The 16,607-nt window shown below is 72.7% G+C and carries 19 protein-coding genes; 6 read left to right on the top strand and 13 right to left on the bottom strand.

The genetic code is table 11. The features are described from left to right. Nucleotides 1-562 precede the first annotated feature (562 nt). A complete protein-coding gene (tyrS, locus tag ACIBMZ_RS28890; RefSeq protein WP_396699195.1) occupies nucleotides 563-1,849 on the bottom strand; it encodes a tyrosine--tRNA ligase in 1,287 nt (428 codons plus the stop codon). A 99-nt stretch (nucleotides 1,850-1,948) separates the two neighbouring features. Between tyrS and ACIBMZ_RS28885 the strand changes: the two genes are divergently transcribed. The 4 genes from ACIBMZ_RS28885 (at nucleotide 1,949) to ACIBMZ_RS28870 (ending at nucleotide 4,397) form a co-directional block, all read left to right on the top strand. Beyond that, nucleotides 1,949-2,341: a PaaI family thioesterase gene (locus ACIBMZ_RS28885; RefSeq protein ID WP_396699184.1), complete on the top strand. Its 393-nt coding sequence runs from the start codon at nucleotides 1,949-1,951 to the stop codon at nucleotides 2,339-2,341. Between the two features lie 151 nt (nucleotides 2,342-2,492). Further along, the gene (locus tag ACIBMZ_RS28880; RefSeq protein ID WP_396699182.1) at nucleotides 2,493-3,719 is read left to right on the top strand and encodes an NRAMP family divalent metal transporter; all 1,227 of its coding nucleotides are present in this window, start codon (nucleotides 2,493-2,495) and stop codon (nucleotides 3,717-3,719) included. Then, nucleotides 3,716-4,096, top strand: a complete 381-nt coding sequence (locus ACIBMZ_RS28875) for a hypothetical protein (protein ID WP_396699180.1) — start codon at nucleotides 3,716-3,718, stop codon at nucleotides 4,094-4,096. The genes ACIBMZ_RS28880 and ACIBMZ_RS28875 overlap by 4 nt, the downstream gene beginning before the upstream one ends. Then, nucleotides 4,083-4,397 (top strand): PRC-barrel domain-containing protein, encoded by a 315-nt coding sequence (locus tag ACIBMZ_RS28870; protein ID WP_396699178.1) that lies wholly within the window; start codon nucleotides 4,083-4,085, stop codon nucleotides 4,395-4,397. Before ACIBMZ_RS28875 ends, ACIBMZ_RS28870 begins: the two co-directional genes overlap by 14 nt. Nucleotide 4,398: 1 nt before the next feature. Here ACIBMZ_RS28870 and ACIBMZ_RS28865 read toward each other — a convergent pair whose 3' ends face one another. The 3 genes from ACIBMZ_RS28865 to ACIBMZ_RS28855 form a co-directional block, all read right to left on the bottom strand. Further along, on the bottom strand, nucleotides 4,399-5,868 hold the full coding sequence (locus ACIBMZ_RS28865) for a hemolysin family protein (protein WP_396699176.1): 1,470 nt from the start codon (nucleotides 5,866-5,868) through the stop codon (nucleotides 4,399-4,401). Nucleotides 5,869-6,015: 147 nt separating this feature from the next. Then, the gene (locus tag ACIBMZ_RS28860) at nucleotides 6,016-6,651 is read right to left on the bottom strand and encodes a hypothetical protein (protein ID WP_396699174.1); all 636 of its coding nucleotides are present in this window, start codon (nucleotides 6,649-6,651) and stop codon (nucleotides 6,016-6,018) included. Between the two features lie 45 nt (nucleotides 6,652-6,696). Further along, nucleotides 6,697-7,176, bottom strand: coding sequence for a GNAT family N-acetyltransferase (locus ACIBMZ_RS28855; RefSeq protein WP_396699171.1), 480 nt, complete (start codon nucleotides 7,174-7,176; stop codon nucleotides 6,697-6,699). Between the two features lie 153 nt (nucleotides 7,177-7,329). On the opposite strand from ACIBMZ_RS28855, the gene ACIBMZ_RS28850 reads away from it, so the two are divergent. Together ACIBMZ_RS28850 and ACIBMZ_RS28845 are read left to right on the top strand one after the other, a co-directional pair. Beyond that, the gene (locus ACIBMZ_RS28850; protein ID WP_396699169.1) at nucleotides 7,330-8,031 is read left to right on the top strand and encodes a hypothetical protein; all 702 of its coding nucleotides are present in this window, start codon (nucleotides 7,330-7,332) and stop codon (nucleotides 8,029-8,031) included. Between the two features lie 40 nt (nucleotides 8,032-8,071). Next, nucleotides 8,072-8,917, top strand: a complete 846-nt coding sequence (locus ACIBMZ_RS28845) for a universal stress protein (protein WP_396699167.1) — start codon at nucleotides 8,072-8,074, stop codon at nucleotides 8,915-8,917. Nucleotides 8,918-8,967: 50 nt separating this feature from the next. Here ACIBMZ_RS28845 and ACIBMZ_RS28840 read toward each other — a convergent pair whose 3' ends face one another. From ACIBMZ_RS28840 to argB, 9 genes are all read right to left on the bottom strand, one after another. Next, on the bottom strand, nucleotides 8,968-9,588 hold the full coding sequence (locus tag ACIBMZ_RS28840; RefSeq protein ID WP_396699165.1) for an FMN reductase: 621 nt from the start codon (nucleotides 9,586-9,588) through the stop codon (nucleotides 8,968-8,970). Further along, the gene (locus ACIBMZ_RS28835; RefSeq protein ID WP_396699163.1) at nucleotides 9,585-10,715 is read right to left on the bottom strand and encodes an LLM class flavin-dependent oxidoreductase; all 1,131 of its coding nucleotides are present in this window, start codon (nucleotides 10,713-10,715) and stop codon (nucleotides 9,585-9,587) included. The genes ACIBMZ_RS28840 and ACIBMZ_RS28835 overlap by 4 nt, the downstream gene beginning before the upstream one ends. Before the next feature lie 169 nt (nucleotides 10,716-10,884). Continuing rightward, complete coding sequence (locus ACIBMZ_RS28830; RefSeq protein ID WP_396699161.1) at nucleotides 10,885-11,046, bottom strand: hypothetical protein; 162 nt, start codon at nucleotides 11,044-11,046, stop codon at nucleotides 10,885-10,887. Between the two features lie 168 nt (nucleotides 11,047-11,214). After that, nucleotides 11,215-11,400 carry a DUF805 domain-containing protein gene (locus ACIBMZ_RS28825; RefSeq protein WP_396699193.1) on the bottom strand — a complete coding sequence of 62 codons (186 nt, stop codon included), beginning with the start codon at nucleotides 11,398-11,400 and terminating at the stop codon, nucleotides 11,215-11,217. A gap of 98 nt (nucleotides 11,401-11,498) precedes the next feature. Continuing rightward, complete coding sequence (gene argH / locus ACIBMZ_RS28820; protein WP_396699191.1) at nucleotides 11,499-12,962, bottom strand: argininosuccinate lyase; 1,464 nt, start codon at nucleotides 12,960-12,962, stop codon at nucleotides 11,499-11,501. Between the two features lie 58 nt (nucleotides 12,963-13,020). After that, nucleotides 13,021-13,536 (bottom strand): arginine repressor, encoded by a 516-nt coding sequence (locus ACIBMZ_RS28815; protein WP_117230175.1) that lies wholly within the window; start codon nucleotides 13,534-13,536, stop codon nucleotides 13,021-13,023. Further along, nucleotides 13,533-14,459 carry an ornithine carbamoyltransferase gene (gene argF / locus ACIBMZ_RS28810; protein WP_396699159.1) on the bottom strand — a complete coding sequence of 309 codons (927 nt, stop codon included), beginning with the start codon at nucleotides 14,457-14,459 and terminating at the stop codon, nucleotides 13,533-13,535. Before argF ends, ACIBMZ_RS28815 begins: the two co-directional genes overlap by 4 nt. Further along, nucleotides 14,456-15,670 (bottom strand): acetylornithine transaminase, encoded by a 1,215-nt coding sequence (locus tag ACIBMZ_RS28805; protein ID WP_396699157.1) that lies wholly within the window; start codon nucleotides 15,668-15,670, stop codon nucleotides 14,456-14,458. The genes argF and ACIBMZ_RS28805 overlap by 4 nt, the downstream gene beginning before the upstream one ends. After that, nucleotides 15,667-16,554 carry an acetylglutamate kinase gene (gene argB, locus ACIBMZ_RS28800; RefSeq protein WP_396699155.1) on the bottom strand — a complete coding sequence of 296 codons (888 nt, stop codon included), beginning with the start codon at nucleotides 16,552-16,554 and terminating at the stop codon, nucleotides 15,667-15,669. The genes ACIBMZ_RS28805 and argB overlap by 4 nt, the downstream gene beginning before the upstream one ends. Nucleotides 16,555-16,607 lie beyond the last annotated feature (53 nt).

Here is a 16,607-nt window from a genome sequence, read left to right as displayed (position 1 = left end):
CCACCAACCCAAAAGTTGGCACGGGGCATCATAAAACAATTTGGCACTGGCTTATCAAGCACCCTGTTGAGTTCTCAAAGAACAACCACACACCACCAGAACACCCGACCAGCAGGCACCCCTCCGGGGCCGAACCACACTCACCTCGCGGCGAGCACTTTTACTACGTTACCCGGTGGTTTCTACCGTGTCAAACCGGCTTCCGCTGGTTTGTCGCGCTTCAACCCATTTCCGGGCACCACGAATCCGTTTGGCTCGCGCCGCTCGTCTCGTGGCTTCGGCAGGCCGGCCGCTTGCGGTCTCCCGCCAGCTCGCCCGGTTCCCTACCGGTCGTCAACCTTACCCGGTCGGTTCCGCCTCGCCAAATCCGCCTCGCGGCGGATCCGGGGGCACCACCCGGCCTCGGTGTCGGTGAGTGTCTCCACCGTATTCGAGGGGTCGACCAGCGCTCCGGCCTCAGGTCTTTCGACCGTTTCGTCCGTTCCGCGCTGACAGAGAGAAAGTTACGCGCCCGACGGATTGATCGTCAAATCCGCCGGACGCGTCCCGCGTCACACCGCGCTCAGCTCTCCAGTTCGACCCCGGCGAAGGAGCGCTTGCCACGGCGCAGCACCAGGTACCGCCCGTGCAGCAGGTCCCGCGTCGTGGGTACGGCGTCGACCTCGGTCACCCGCTCGTTGTTGAGGTAGGCGCCGCCCTCGGTGATCACCCGTCGGGCCTCCTTCATGCTCGGCACCAGACCCGACTCCTTGAGGAGGGTGGCCACGTCCGGCAACTGGCCGAGGCGCACCAGGCCGGCCTCGGCGAGCGCGGCGCGTAGCGTCACCGGCGTCAGGTCGGCCAGCGAGCCCCGTCCGAACAGCGCCTGGCTGGCGGCGACCACCTGCGCCATCTCGCGTTCGCCGTGGACCAGGGTGGTCAGCTCCTCGGCCAGGGCCCGCTGCGCGGCCCGCGCCGCCGGGCGCTCCGCGCTCTCCTTCTCCAGCGCCTCCAACTCCTCGCGCGAGCGGAAGCTGAAGTAGCGCAGGTAACGGCCGATGTCCCGGTCGTCGACGTTGATCCAGAACTGGTAGAAGGCGTACGGGCTGGTCATCTCCGGGTCGAGCCAGACCGCGCCGCCCTCGGTCTTGCCGAACTTCGTGCCGTCCGACCTGGTGACCAGCGGGGTGGTGAAGGCATGGACGGGGCCCAACCCGCGACGGCGTACGTAGTCCACCCCGGCGGTGATGTTGCCCCACTGGTCCGAGCCGCCGAACTGGAGCCGGCAGCCGTACCGACGGTGCAGCTCGAAGAAGTCGTTGGCCTGCAGGAGCTGGTAGCTGAACTCGGTGAAGCTGATGCCGCTCTCCAGCCGGGCGCGGACCACCTCCCGGGCCAGCATCTTGTTGACCGGGAAGTGCTTGCCGACGTCGCGGAGGAACTCGACGACCGACATCTCGCCGGTCCAGTCCAGGTTGTTGACCAGTTCGGCGGCGTTGTCCCCGGTGTACGAGACGAACGGGGCGAGTTGCTCGCGGATGCGACCGACCCATCCGGCCACCACCTCGGGGGCGTTGAGGGTCCGCTCCGCGCTCTCCTTCGGGTCGCCGATCTGCCCGGTCGCGCCGCCGACCAGCAGGAGCGGTCGGTGGCCGGCGAGCTGGAGGCGGCGGGCGGTGGTGACCTGCATGAGGTGGCCGGCGTGCAGGCTCGGAGCGGTCGGGTCGAAGCCGACATAGAACGCGGCTCCGCTGCCGTCGAGCAGCGCGCGCAGCTCGTCGGGGTCGGTGGAGTCCTGGATCAGGCCGCGCCACCGCAGGTCATCGGTCAGGGAGTCCCGCCGGGGCGGCGGGAGGCTGCTGTCGGTCACGGTCACCGATTCTCCCCCATCGGCCGGGTTCGGCCCTACCGGGTCAGCGCGTGCCGGTGCTCCGGCTACGCTGACGACGCCAAGATCGAGGAGGCTGCCGTGGAGTTCCCGGACGTGTCGAGCGGCTTCGCCGGGCTGCTCGGGCTGGAGTTCGACGAGATGAGCGGCGACCGGGTGACGATCCGCTGGCGGGTACGCCCGGAGTTGCACCAGCCGTACGGGCTTCAACACGGCGGGGTGTACTGCGCGGTAGTGGAGACGGCGGCCAGCGTGGGCGGCGGCGTGTGGCTGGGTGAGCGCGGGCAGGTGGTCGGCGTCTCCAACCAGACGGACTTCCTGCGGCCGGTGCGTGACGGCGAGTTGACCGCGGTGGGCACGCCGGTGCACCGGGGACGCAGCCAGCAGCTCTGGCAGGTGGAGATCACCGACGCCGACGGGCGGCTGGTGGCCCGTGGCCAGGTGCGGTTACAGAACCTCTACCCGAACGCCTGAGCTCCGACCCGCCGCCGGTGCCGCGGCTCGGAGGCGGGGTCGACCGGACGTGGGTACGGCTGAGCCCGGCAGCGGATGCCGGTTTTGCGGAGAATTGACGCGCTAACGGCGATATCGTCGCGTCGATGACCACGCCCGCCCCGCCGCCGACGTGAGGAAGCTGCTCGCCGCCACGCTCGGCATCCTGTCCGCGGTCGGTGGCTTCGTGGACATCGGTGACCTGGTCGCCGCCGGGCAGGCCGGTGCGCGGTTCGGCATGGCGCACACCTGGGTGCTGTTGCTCGGGGTGGTGGCCATCTGCGCGTACGCCGAGATGGCCGGACGGATCGCGGCGGTGACCGGGCGGGCGGTCTTCGACCTCGTCCGGGAACGGCTCGGCGCGCGGGTGGCCCTGGTCAACCTGGTGGCGTCGTACCTGGTCACGGTGATCACGCTGGCCGCCGAACTGGGCGGGGTGGCGCTGGCGCTGCGGCTGGCCACCGGGGTGCCGTACCTGGTGTGGGTGCCGATCGCCGGGGCCGCCGTCTGGCTGGTGCTGTGGCGGATGCGCTTCCCGCTGATGGAGCGGGTGTTCGGACTCGCCGGGCTGTCCCTGGTGGTCTTCGCGGTGGCGCTGTTCTGGCTGCCCACCGACTGGACAGAGCTCGGCCGCAGCGCGATCTCGCCGAGCGACTCCGGACAGGGTTGGGGCGCCTACTGGTTCGTGGCAGTGGCGTTGTTCGCCTCCACGGTCAGCCCGTACGAGGTGTTCTTCTTCTCCTCCGGCGGGGTGGAGGAACGCTGGAGCGCGTCCGACCTGGCCGACGCCCGGTTCAGTGTGCTGGTCGGGTTCCCGATCGGCGGGTTCCTCGCGTTGTCGCTGATCGCCACCGCCGCAGTGGTGCTGCGTCCGGCCGGGGTGACGGTGAGCAGCCTGGACGAGGTCGCCCACCCGGTGGTGCTGGCCTTCGGCGCGGTCGGCCTGGCGGTCGCGGCGCTGGCGTTCTTCGCGGTCACCTTCGGCGCCGCGCTGGAGACCGGGCTGTCCGCCGCGTACGCCGCCGCGCAGTACTTCGGGTGGCAGTGGGGCAAGCGGGTCAGCCCGCGCGAGGCGGCCCGGTTCCACACCGTGCTGCTGGTCAGCGTGCTGCTCGGGGTCCTGCTGCTGCTCACCACGATCGACCCGGTGACGCTCACCGAGTACATGCTGATCATCAGCGCGGTGGCGTTGCCGCTGACGTACCTGCCGATCCTGGTGGTCGCCAACGACCGCACCTACCTCGGCGACCGGGTCAACGGGCGGGTGCTCAACCTGCTCGGCGCGGTGATCCTGCTGGTCATCGTCGCTGCGGCGATCGTCGCCGTACCGCTGGCCGTGGGCACGAGGATGGGACAGTGAGGATCGAGGTGAGTCGCCAGTTGCTGGACCGCCAGCTCGTCGACGTGGCGGGACGGCTGATCGGCAAGGTGGACGACGTGGAGTTCGCGTTCGACGTGGACGGCGTGCCGTACCTGCGGACGCTGCTCACCGGGCCCGGCGCGCTCGGCGCACGGGTGGGCGGACGGCTGGGACGGATGCTGGTGCTCGCCGCCGAACGCTTCGTCACGGACCGGCCGGTCGCGCCGCTGCGCATCCCGTACGACCTGGTCGCCCGGATCGACAGCGCGGTGTGGTTGCGGGTGTCGGCCGAGGAACTGGCCCCCGCGCCGGTGGAGGAGTGGCTACGGCGCAGGTTGATCGCGCGTATCCCCGGGTCCGGCCGTGCGAGCGGGTGAGCTGCTCGGCCGGACCGTGTACGACGAGCGGGGTCGGCGGCTGGGGCGGGTGGTGGACCTGGTGGTGCGGGGCGGTCCGGCGGGGCCGCTGCGGTTGACCGACCTGGTGGTGACCCGTCACTGGTACGGCCGGGTGAGTGGACGGCTGATCGGGCCGGAGCGGCATCCGTCCGGCCCGTGGGCGATCCGCGCGGTGGCCCGGCTACTCGGTCGCAGCACCGTCCAGGTGTCGCTGCGCCGGGTCCGGCTGGACCCGCCGCTGCCGGAACCACCGCCCGGCGACGACGCGCCGCCGCACTGACTCAGCGCGGTGTCCCGTCCAGCACGGTCCGCTCCTGCGGCGTCGGCTCGGTCCGCGCCCCACCCGCTCGGCCGGTCGCCGAGGGGCTCGTCGAGTCCACCGGGCCACCGTCGGACGGGGCCGAGTCTCCCGCCTCCGCCGGAGCGGGGTCGGCCGGGGGCTGTTCGGCGCGGTCGGTCGGGGTGTCCGCCGTCTCCGGGGAGTCCGGGCGGCACAGCCGTACGCCGTGGATGGCCCGGGTGTCGACCTCGGTGACCTCCAGCAGCCAGCCGTCGACGGTCACGTGCTCCCCCTGGGTGGGGATGCGTCCCAGGGCGGCGAGTACCAGGCCGGCGATGGTGGTGTAGTCGCCCTCCGGGCGGCTCGGCAGCTCCACGTCGATGTCCGGCAGGTCGTGCACCGGGAAGGTGCCGGGCAGCAGCAGCGACCCGTCCGGTCCGGTGCGTACCGAGTGCACGTCCCGATCGGTCTCGTCGTAGATCTCGCCGACGATCTCCTCCAGGATGTCCTCCAGCGTGACGATGCCGTCCACGGCGCCCCGCTCGTCCACCACCAGCGCCATGTGCTGACGCTCCGCCTTGAACTGCCGCAGCGCGTCGACCACCGGCACCGAGTCGGGCAGCAGCATCGGCGGGCGGACGTACTCGTCGACCGGCCGGTCGTCGCGGACGCCGACCAGGTCACGCAGGTGGATGACGCCGACCGCCTCGTCCAGCCCGCCGTGCCGCACCACCGGTGCCCGGGAGTGCCCGGACGCGGCGAGCACCAGCCGGGCGTCCTCGGCGGTGGTGCCGCTGTCCAGGCAGAAGACCCGCAGCCGGGGCACCAGTACGGCGCGCAGCCGACGATCCGCGATCTCCACCGCCCCGGCGATGATGGTCTGCTGCTCCTTGGTGAAGCCGTGGTGGCCGGAGACGATGTCCCGCAGCTCGTCGGGGCTGATCTCGTCCGGTTCCGGCTTGGGGTCGAGCCCGAACAGTCGGACCACCATGTCGCTGGTGGCGCCGAGCACCCAGACCGCCGGCCGGGTGAGGGCGGCGAGCAGGTCGAGCGGGCGGGCGACCAGCAGCGCCCAGCGCTCCGGCACCTGCATCGCGATCCGCTTCGGGGCCAGCTCGCCGAAGACCAGCGTGACGAAGGTCAGCACCAGCGTGACCAGGACGACCGCGACCATCTCGGCGGCCCGGCCGAAGACGTCGTCCAGTAGTGGCACCAACGGGCGGGCCAACGAGACCGCGGCGGCGGCCGAGGCGAGGAACCCGGCCAGGGTGATGCCGATCTGGATGGTGGCCAGGAACCGGTTCGGGTCCCGGGCCAGCCGGGCCAGCACCTGTCCGGCCCGGCCGGTACGCTCCAGCCGCTGGACCTGGCTGTCCCGCAGCGACACCAGGGCCAGTTCACTGCCGGCGAAGATCGCGTTGATCACGATCAGGACTCCGACCAGGGCCAGCTGGCTCCAGTAGCTCTGCACGCCCGGTTCTCTCCCTCACTGGACCACGCCGGGTGGCGTCGCCGACGGAGGCCCCGCGGCGTAGCGGTGCCAGTTCCCCGTCGCCCCGGCGCCGAATCCTGCTATCGGGACGAGGCCTGCGACCGGGTACGACCGTCGCGCGGACGGTCAGCCCAGCGACACCGTCGGTGCCGGCAGGTCCAGCACGAACGAGTCGCCCTCGCGGCGGAATCCGAGCCGGTGGTAGTACGCGCCGACCATCCCCGGTGGGCTCACCACCCGGCGGAAACCACGGTCGGTGAAGAGGCTGCTGCGCCGGTAGACGAACTCGCCGGGGGTGAAGTCGCGGAACGCCGGGGTGACGTAGTCGAGGTCGATCTGGGCGACGCCGTCGCCGATGTCCCGGGCCAGCACCACGCCGACCACCTCGTCGGCGCGTACCACCAGGAAGGCCGCGCGGCCGGCCACCCGCCCGGGGTGGAAGCCGGGGTTGAACCGGGCGATGTCGGCGGCGTGCACCCGCAGCGTGTGGGCCAGGAAGGCGTCGTCGGCACCCACCTCGACCACCTGGTAGGTCTGCTCGTCGTGCCGGGTGGTGAGCAGCCCGCGCAGGTACCACACGTTGATCACGGCCAGCACGACGTTGAGCCCGACCATGGGCCACACCTGCACGGCGGCGTTGTAGCCGATCAACACGAAGCAGCCGACCAGGTTGAGGGCGCGCAGCCGCAGGATGCGCGTCTGCAGCAGCGACCAGACCAGCAACGCGGAGCCGGCCCAGCCGACGAGTTCCAGCCAGTTCACCCCGCGAGGGTAGTCGCCGCCCTGGTCAGCGGCCCGGCGGGGCGGTCAGGCGGGCAGTTCCAGGACGTACTCGTCGACCTCGTGGCCCCGGGCCGGAGCGAAGGCCCGGTCGGTGCCGCGCACGACGAAGCCGCAGCGCCGCAGCACGGTCAGCGAGGCGGCGTTGTCGACCGCCGCGCGCGCGTGCAGCGGCCGTCGGGTCACCTCCGCGAGCAGCGCGCCGAGCGCGCGCGTGGCGTGGCCCCGACCCCACCGGGCCGGGTCGATCCAGTAGCTGACCTCGATGCGGTCGCCGACGGGGAAGGCGAGCACGTAGCCGACCACCGTCTCGTCGACGGTCACCGTGCGGGCCAGGGTGTCCGGGTCGGTCAGGATCCGGACCCAGCGCGCGGCGAACACGCGCGGGTCGGCCGGGTCCGCCGGACCGAAGGCGGCCATCCGGCTGGCCTCCGGGTCGAGCTGGTGGGCGTAGAACTCCGGCAGGTCGTCCTCGCCGACGGGCCGCAGCCGCAGGTCGTCCGTCACCCCCCGACTCTACGCAGCGGTGGTCGGGGTGGGCAGGGCCGTTGGTCCCGGGCCACGCGGGCGGATCGCCCCTGCCGGTGTGCGCCGGAGCGGACCAGGCTGGCATCGGGAGAGCCGTCGGCGGGACGGCCCCGGCACAGGGCGGAGCGGACGTTGGCCGGACAGGTCCAGGTCATCGGCGAGAGACAGGCGGCGCGCACCGGCGTGGTCGCGAAGGCGGCACCGGACGGCACGACGGGTGCCCGCACCGAGAGACGGTGGGCGGTACGCCACGCGGTCATCCCGGGCGGCGTCCGCCTCGACGTGACCGGCACCGGGTACGCCCCGTACGGCGGTGTCCACCGCGACGGCACACCGGTGGCCGTACCGGACGAGCTGCGTCGGCTGGCGCGGGCCGGGCTGCTCTGCTCCGACGCCGCGGTGGCCCCGCCGGACGCCCACCGGCCGGACTGGTACCCCGTCGGCGACCCGGTTCAGGCGGCGCTGGTGACCTTCGCGGCCCGCTGCGGGCTGGACCCGGTGCGCACCCGGACCGCCTGGCCCCGGATCGCCGTACACCCCTTCGACCGGCGGCTGGGCCGGACGACCACGGTGCACCGCTGCTGCGACCGCCGGTACCTGGTGGTCTGTTCCGGGGTGCCGGAGGGGGTGCTGCGGATGCCGCTGCTCGACGCCGTGGACGGGGACGTGACCGCGCTGAGCGCCGCCGCGCAGCGGATGGCGAGCACCGGACTGCGGGTGCTGGCGCTGGCGGCGGCCCTGGTCGGGACGGCACCGGTCGACACCGCCCACCCGGTCGGGTTGCGCCCGCTGGGCCTGGTCGCGGTCGGTGTGTCGGGGCCGGCCCACCGTTGACCCGGCCCCGACAATGGGCAGAGGCGAATCTGGAGGGCCGATGAACCGACCTGTCGTGGTGGGGGTGGACGGATCACCGCCGAGTCTGGTGGCCGCGGAACACGCGGCGCAGGCGGCGGTCTGGCGGTCCCGCCCCCTGCACCTGGTGCACGGTTACCTGCACCCGCTCGGCTACGGGGTGCCGATCAACCCGTACGAGGTGGGGTTGCCGGCGCCGACCGAGGACGGCCGGAAGATGCTCGAACAGACCGCCGCCGAACTGGGAGACCGGTGGCCGGGGCTCACCGTCGAGGTGCGCCAGGTGGCCGGTGGTCCGGGCGCGACGCTGGTCGAGGAGTCCCGGCGGGCGGAACTGGTCGTGGTGGGCAGCCGGGGACTCGGCGGCTTCGCGGGACTGCTGCTCGGGTCCGTCGGCACCCAGGTCGCCGCGCACGGCCACTGTCCGGTGCTGGTGGTCCGGCCGCCGGACCGTCCGCTGCCGACCGAGGGGGCGGTGCTGGTCGGGGTGGACGGCTCCGAGTCGGCCGAACTGGCCGTCGGGTACGGCGCCGAGGAGGCGGTCCGACGCGGCGGCACGTTGGTGCTGGCGCACGTCGCCGACGAACGGCACGCCGACGACGGCGGGGAGGCGGCGGCGCTGCTGGCCACGGCGGCGGCCTCGGCCCGGGGCAGCCATCCGGGGCTGACCGTCGAGGAACGGTCGATCACCTCGGCGAAGCCGGACCAGGCGCTGATCGAGGCGACCTCGGACGCGGCCCTGGTGGTGGCGGGCTCCCGGGGGCGGGGCGGCTTCGCCGGGCTGCTGCTCGGCTCGGTCAGCCAGGCGCTGGTGCAGCACGCCCGCTGCCCGGTGCTGGTCGCCCACCCGCACGAACCGGCGCTCTGAGTCGCCGACGCCCTCGCCGTGATCACGGCGAGGGCGTTCGCGTCGTACGGTCAGGCGTCGCCGCGCAGCAGCCGCTCGAAGTCGGTGCCGAGCGCGAACGGGTCGGCCGGTCCGCGCGACGGGGCGGCGCGGTGCACCTGCTCGGCGAGTTCCCGGGCGGCACGGGTGATCCGGGACCGCAGCGCCCCCTCGGCCGTACCGCCGGACCAGTCCTCGGAGGCGGCGAAGACCGCCGTCGGCGTCACCACCGACCGTAGGTAGGTGAACATCGGACGGAGCGCGTGCTCCAGGGCGAGTGAGTGCCGGGCGGTGCCGCCGGTGGCCCCGATCAGCACCGGCCGTCCGCCCAGCGCGTCGGCGTCGAGCAGGTCGAAGAACGACTTGAACAGGCCGCTGTACGAGGCGTTGAAGATCGGTGTGACCGCGATCAGTCCGTCCGCGCCGGTTACCCGGTCGAGCACCTGCCGCAGCGGGTCCGGGGCGAAGCCGGTGAGCAGGTGGTTGACGATGTCGTGGGCGTACTCGCGCAGCTCGACGTGGTGCAGCTCGACCTGCTCGCCGCGCCCGACCAGCTCGTCGCGGGTGGCCGCGGCGAGCTGGTCGGCGAGCAGTCGGGTCGACGACGGCTGGCTGAGGCCGGCCGAGACGACGGCGATCGCCCGTCCGGTCACCGCTTACCCTCCGCCGACGCCGCGCCGGCCGGCTCCGCGTCGCCGGAGGCGGCCCGCTCGGCGGCGGCACGCAGCGAGGCGTGCGTCGGTGCCGCCGGTACGTGGGCCGGACGCAGCGACTCGAACTCCTTGCGCAGCACCGGTACGACCTCCTCGCCGAGCAGGTCGAGCTGCTCCAGCACCGTCTTCAGTGGCAGCCCGGCGTGGTCGACCAGGAAGAGCTGACGCTGGTAGTCGCCCACGTAGTCCCGGAACCCGAGGGTCCGGTCGATCACCTGCTGCGGGCTGCCCACGGTCAGCGGCGTCTGCGAGGTGAACTCCTCCAGCGACGGGCCGTGCCCGTAGACCGGCGCGTTGTCGAAGTAGGGCCGGAACTCGCGGACCGCGTCCTGGGAGTTGCGCCGCACGAAGACCTGCCCGCCGAGGCCGACGATGGCCTGGTCGGCGGAGCCGTGGCCGTAGTGCGCGAAGCGCTGCCGGTAGAGGCCCACCATCCGGCGGGTGTGCTCGGCCGGCCAGAAGATGTGGTTGGCGAAGAACCCGTCGCCGTAGTACGCGGCCTGCTCGGCGATCTCCGGGCTGCGGATCGAGCCGTGCCAGACGAACGGCGGCACGCCGTCGAGCGGTCGCGGCGTCGAGGTGAAGGACTGCAACGGGGTACGGAACTTGCCCGACCAGTCGACGACGTCCTCGCGCCAGAGCCGACGCAGCAGGTCGTAGTTCTCGATGGCCAGCGGGATGCCGTTGCGGATGTCCTGCCCGAACCAGGGGTAGACCGGCCCGGTGTTGCCGCGCCCCATCATCAGGTCGACCCGGCCGTCGGCCAGGTGCTGGAGCATCGCGTAGTCCTCGGCGATCTTCACCGGGTCGTTGGTGGTGATCAGCGTGGTCGCGGTGGACAGCAGCAGCCGCTCGGTGCGGGCCGCGATGTAGCCCAGCATGGTGGTGGGCGATGAGGGCACGAACGGCGGGTTGTGGTGCTCGCCGGTGGCGAAGACGTCGAGACCGACCTCCTCGGCCTTGAGCGCGATGGCCACCATCGCCTTGATCCGCTCCGCCTCGGTCGGCTCACGACCGGTGGTCGGGTCGACCGTGACGTCGCCGACGGTGAAGACTCCGAACTGCATGACAGCTCCTCGTGTCGTCCGACCCGGGCGGTTCGTACCCGGCGTCGCGAACAACATATTTGACTCGTCAACTATTCCGTAGGCCCGGCCCCCTCCAGTGTCCCCCGTCACGCCGCGCTCATCCCCGGCCGGGGTCGCCGCCGGGAGGCCCGGGGTCGCCGCCGGAACGCTACGGAACCGTCGGGTTCGCCGTCTGGCGCCGGTGGTGCCGGGACACCCGGGCACGGTTGCCGCAGGACGGCTTGCACCACGCCCGCAGCGGTTCGGCCTGCTCCCGGAGCCAGGTTCGATCGGCAACCAGGCGGCGATCGCGCCGGTGGACGTCGCGCACCAGACCTCGACGGATCGGGCGTCCCGTACTCCTCCTGGCCGCCTGTCGAGCTGAACCAGCGGCGCTATCGCCGCACCAGGTGCGGGCTCGGGGCGAGGTCCGATCCGCTGCTGCGGTCAGCTCGACAGGGCGCCGACCAGAGTGGGGAGCCGCAGGCGCAGCAGCCGACTAGGACTTGGGACTGGGACCGAAACGGTTCGGACCGGGCTGACCGTCCTGCACGAAGAACACGATCAGCACGATCCACCCGACGATCGGGATCAGCCCGATCAGGAGCCACCAGCCGGAACGGCCCAGATCGTGCAGGCGGCGCACGGAGACCGCCGGCGACGGCAGCAGGAACGCGACGCTGATGCCAGCAGCGTACGAGGTCGTGTCACCCGATCCGGCCGACCGTCGTCACCCCGACGTGGACGGCCCGGCCGGTCTCGACCGGGCCGGGCCGTCACGCCTCAGCGGGGTACGACCTGCTCCGCCGCCCACTCCCGCCAACCGGCCAGCCGGTCGGCGGCGGTGGCGAGCTGGTCGGCGACCGGGCCGGGACCGGTCGAGCCGGGCGTGGTCCGGGCGGCCAGCGCCGAACGGACCGACAGCACGTCCCGGACGCTCGGGTCGAGGTGCTCGCTGACCGTGGCCAGGTCGTCGTCGGAGACCTCGTCCAGGGCGCAGTCCCGGGCCGCGCAGAGCGCCACCAGCTTGCCGGTGATCTCGTGCGCGTCGCGGAACGGCACGCCCTTGCGGACCAGCCAGTCGGCCACCTCGGTGGCCAGCGAGAAGCCCACCGGCGCGGCGGCGACCAGGCGGTCGACGCGTACCGTCATGGTGGAGATCATCCCGGCCAGGGCCGGCAGCAGCAGTTCCAGGGTGTCGACCGCGTCGAAGGCCGGTTCCTTGTCCTCCTGCATGTCCCGGTCGTACGTCATGGGCAGGCCCTTGAGCATGGTCAGCACCGCGACCAGCCCACCCACCAGCCGTCCCGACTTGCCCCGGGCCAGCTCGGCGATGTCCGCGTTCTTCTTCTGCGGCATGATCGAGGACCCGGTGGCGAAGGCGTCGTCCAGCTCGACCCAGCCGAACTCCTGCGACGTCCAGAGCACCACCTCCTCGCCGAGACGGGACAGGTGCACGCCGACCATCGCGGTGATGAAGAGGAACTCGGCGACGAAGTCCCGGTCCGCCACCGCGTCCATCGAGTTGGCGAACGAGGTGCGGAAACCGAGCTCCTTGGAGACCGCCACCGGGTCCAGCGGCAGCCCCGAACCGGCCAGCGCGCCCGCGCCGAGCGGGCTCACGGCGGCGCGGTGGTCCCAGTCGCGCAGTCGCTCCAGGTCCCGCAGCAGCGGCTGCACGTGGGCGAGCAGCCAGTGGCCGAAGGTGACCGGCTGGGCGTGCTGCAGGTGCGTCATCCCGGGCGCGGCGGTGTCCACGTGCCGCTCGGCCTGCTCCACCAACGCCTCGGCCAGCTCGACCAGCCGCGAGGCCACCCCCCGGGCGTGGTCGCGCAGGTACAGCCGCAGGTCGGTGGCGACCTGGTCGTTGCGGGACCGGCCGGCGCGCAGCTTGCCGCCGAGGCTGCCGAGCCGCTCCAGCAGCCCCCGTTCCAGGGCGGTGTGCACGTCCTCGTCGTCGACCGTGGGCCGGAACGCGCCCGAGGCGCAGGCCGCCTCCAGGTCGTCCAGGGCGGCGAGGATACGGCCCAGTTCGTCCGGGTCGAGCAGGCCGGCGCCGGCCAGCACCCGGGCGTGGGCCCGGGAACCGGCGATGTCGTACGGGGCCAGCCGCCAGTCGAACTGGACGCTCACCGACAGCCGGGCGAGCGCCTCCGACGGGCCACCGGCGAACCGGCCACCCCACAGGCTCGTACGGTTGGCGGGCGCGCTGTTCTCGGTCAGGCTCTTGTCGTCCACCTGGTCCATTCTGGTGGTCACCACCGCGCCGCTCCGCACCGGGCGTCCCGCCCGAGGTTCCGCTCGGTCATGGTGCTGTGTTCCCTTCGGTGTACTCGTCGCGGCGGGCCCAGCCGGCGAGCCGTTCGCCGAGCGCGGCACCGCCGTCGGATTCCCGGGCCACCACGAGGATGGTGTCGTCACCGGCGATGGTGCCGACCACCTCCGGCAGGCCCGCCCGGTCCAACGCGCTGGCCAGGTACTGTGCCGCCCCCGGTGGGGTGCGCAGCACGGCGATGTTGCCGCTGGAGTCGACCTCGTTGAGCAGTTCCCGCAGCAGCCGTACCAGCCGGGCCGGTGCCGCCTCGGCGTCGCGCAGCGGCCGGTGGCCGTCCTCCGGGATGACGTACACGGCCCGGCCGTCACCGCCCCGGGCGGTGACCGCACCGAGTTCCTTCAGGTCCCGCGAGAGCGTCGCCTGGGTGACCTGGACGCCCTCGTCGCCGAGGAACTCGGCCAGCTCGGTCTGCGAGCGGACGGCCCGGTCGCGGATCAGCTCGACGATGCGGGCGTGCCGGGCGGCACGGGTCAACGGTGCGCTCACGTCTCCTCCCCCAGCAGGAACGCCAGCAACGCCTTCTGGGCGTGCAACCGATTCTCCGCCTGGTCGAAGACGGCGCTGCGCGGGCCGTCCAGCACCTCGTCGGTGATCTCCTCGCCGCGGTGCGCCGGCAGGCAGTGCAGCACGATCACCGTCGGTGCGGCGTGCCCGAGCAGATCCTCGTTGACCTGGTAGGGCAGGAACGGGGTGGCGCGGTCCAGCCCGTCGCCCTCCTGCCCCATCGAGACCCAGGTGTCGGTGGCGACCACGTCGGCGTCCCGGACCGCGGCGACCGGGTCGACGAACACCTGGACGCTGCCGCCGGTCTGCGCGGCGATCGCCTCGGCGCGGGCCACCACGTCGGCGTCGGGCGCGAACCCCTCCGGGCCGGCGACGCGGACGTGCATCCCGGCGGTCGCGCCGGCCAGCAGGTACGAGTGGGACATGTTGTTCGCCGCGTCGCCGACGTACGCCAGGATGCGCCCGGCGGTGTCGCCGAAGCGTTCCCGCACGGTCAGCAGGTCGGCCAGGAGCTGGCAGGGGTGGAAGCCGTCGGTCAGCGCGTTGACGACCGGCACGGTCGCCCCCTCGGCCACCTCGGCGATGCGGTCGTCGCCGTGCGTGCGCAGCACGATCGCGGCCACGTAGCGGGACAACACCCGCCCCGCGTCGGCCAGCGTCTCCCCCCGCCCGAAGTGGGTGACCTGGGTGTCCACCACCAGCGGATGCCCACCGAGCTCGGCGATGCCGGCGTCGAACGAGATCCGGGTCCGCAGGCTCTGCTTGTCGAACAGCACCGCCACCGACCGGGGCCCGGCGAGCGGCGCGTACGCGAACCGGTCGGCCTTCATCCGGGCGGCCAGGTCGAGCACGGCGGCCTGCTCGGCGGGCGACAGGTCGTCGTCACGCAGGAAGTGCCGGGTCATGCGTTGGCCTCCGTCGGGTCGAGGTCACCGGCCGGGCCGGGGGCGGGCGTCACCGCGTCGAGGGCGACGGGCAGTGCGGCCAGGAACGCGTCGGCCTGGTCGGCGGTGAGGATGAGCGGCGGGGCCAACCGGAGCACGTCCGGCTGGATCGGGTTGACCAGGAAACCGGCGGTACGCAGCGTCTCGGCGGCGGCGGCCGACACCGGCGCGGTCAGTGTCACGCCGAGCAGCAGCCCGGCGCCCCGCACCCCGCCGACCAGCGGGTGCCCGAGCCCCTCGACGCCCCGGCGCAGCCGTTCCCCGATCCGCTTCACGTGGTCGAGCAGCCCCTCGTGGGCGATGGTGGAGATCACCGCGAGCGCGGCGGCGCAGCTCACCGGGTTGCCGCCGAAGGTGCTGCCGTGCGAGCCGGCGCCCAGCAGGTCGGCGGCCGGGCCGAAGGCCAGGGTGGCACCGATCGGCAGTCCACCGCCGAGCCCCTTGGCCAGGGTCACCACGTCCGGCTCGACGCCCTCGGCCTGGTGCGCGTACCAGTGCCCGGTGCGACCGACGCCGGTCTGCACCTCGTCGATCACCAGCAGCGCGCCGTGCCGGGCGGTGATCCGGCGGGCCGCGGCGAGGTAGCCGGCCGGTGGCACCACCACGCCGTTCTCGCCCTGGATCGGCTCCAGGATCACCATCGCGGTCGCGTCGGTCACCGCCGCCTCCAGCGCGGCGACGTCACCGTACGGGACGTGGTCGACCTCGCCGGGCAGTGGACGGAACGGGTCGGCCTTGGCCGGCTGACCGGTCAACGCCAGCGCGCCCATGGTCCGGCCGTGGAAGCCACCGACGGTGGCGACGGCGTGGGTGCGGCCGGTCCGCCGGGACAGCTTGAACGCCGCCTCGTTCGCCTCCGCGCCGGAGTTGGCGAAGAACACCCGACCCGGGCGTCCGGCCAGGGCCAGCAACAGCTCCGCCAGGGCCACCGGGGGTTCGGCGACGTACAGGTTGGAGACGTGCCCGAGCGTGGCGACCTGCTTCGACACGGCGGCCACCACGGCCGGGTGCGCGTGACCGAGGGAGTTGACGGCGATGCCACCGAGCAGGTCCACGTACTCCCGGCCGGCCTCGTCGGTCACCACCGCGCCGGAACCGGACACCAGGGCCAACGGTGGCGTGCCGTAGTTGTCCATCATCGACTGCCGCCACCGCTCGATGAGCGTACTCATGAGGGGATCACCATCGTTCCGAAGCCTTCCGAGGTGAAAACTTCCAACAGGGTGGAGTGCGCGACCCGGCCGTCGACCACGTGGGCCGCGGGTACGCCGCCGGTGACCGCACGCAGGCAGGCCTCCATCTTGGGCACCATGCCCGACTCCAGCGACGGCAGCAGCTCGGCCAGCTCGGCGGTGCCGATCTCGCTGACCAGGCTGGAGGTGTCCGGCCAGTTGGCGTACAGGCCGGGCACGTCGGTGAGCACGACCAGCTTGCGGGCGCGCAGCGCCACCGCCAGCGCGGCGGCGGCGGTGTCCGCGTTGAGGTTGTGCAGCACCCCGTCCACGTCCGGGGCCACCGTCGAGATCACCGGGATCCGACCGGCCCCGATCAGGTCGTCGACCGCCGAGACGTCCACCGACTCGACGTCGCCGACCTGACCCACGTCGACGGCTTCCCCGTCCACGTACGCGTGCCGACGCACCGCGGTGAACAGCCCGGCGTCCTCACCGGAGAGCCCGACCGCGAACGGACCGTGCGCGTTGATCAGCCCGACCAGTTCCCGGCCGACCTGCCCGACCAGCACCATCCGGACCACGTCCATCGCCTCCGGGGTGGTCACCCGCAGGCCGCCCCGGAACTCGCTGTCGATGCCGAGCCGACCGAGCATCGCCGAGATCTGCGGTCCCCCGCCGTGCACCACCACCGGCTTGAGCCCGACGTAGCGCAGGAACACCATGTCGGCGGCGAAGGCGCGCTGCAACTCGGGGTCGACCATGGCGTTGCCGCCGTACTTGACCACGACCGTGGAGCCGGAGAAACGGGCCAGCCACGGCAGCGCCTCGATCAGGGTGGCGGCCTTCTCCTGGGCGCGGGTCAGATCCGAGGTCAGGGTCACCGGACCGGCCTTCCGTGAAAGATCATGCTGCTGACCTTCTGTTCGCGACTGCG

The organism is Micromonospora sp. NPDC049900 (genome assembly GCF_044461025.1).
In the GTDB taxonomy this organism is placed as follows: Bacteria; Actinomycetota; Actinomycetes; order Mycobacteriales; family Micromonosporaceae; genus Micromonospora.
The sequence above is the reverse complement of the archived record's forward strand: the minus strand, read 5'-3'. Positions and strand labels throughout refer to the sequence as shown.

What these genes read in the sequence shown, in the direction of transcription:
- ACIBMZ_RS28845 (WP_396699167.1), top strand. Translation starts at nt 8,072, where the DNA reads ATGAACCGACCTGTCGTGGTGGGGGTGGACGGATCACCGCCGAGTCTG.
- ACIBMZ_RS28835 (WP_396699163.1), bottom strand. Translation starts at nt 10,715, where the DNA reads ATGCAGTTCGGAGTCTTCACCGTCGGCGACGTCACGGTCGACCCGACC.
- argH (WP_396699191.1), bottom strand. Translation starts at nt 12,962, where the DNA reads ATGGACCAGGTGGACGACAAGAGCCTGACCGAGAACAGCGCGCCCGCC.
- argF (WP_396699159.1), bottom strand. Translation starts at nt 14,459, where the DNA reads ATGACCCGGCACTTCCTGCGTGACGACGACCTGTCGCCCGCCGAGCAG.
- ACIBMZ_RS28805 (WP_396699157.1), bottom strand. Translation starts at nt 15,670, where the DNA reads ATGAGTACGCTCATCGAGCGGTGGCGGCAGTCGATGATGGACAACTAC.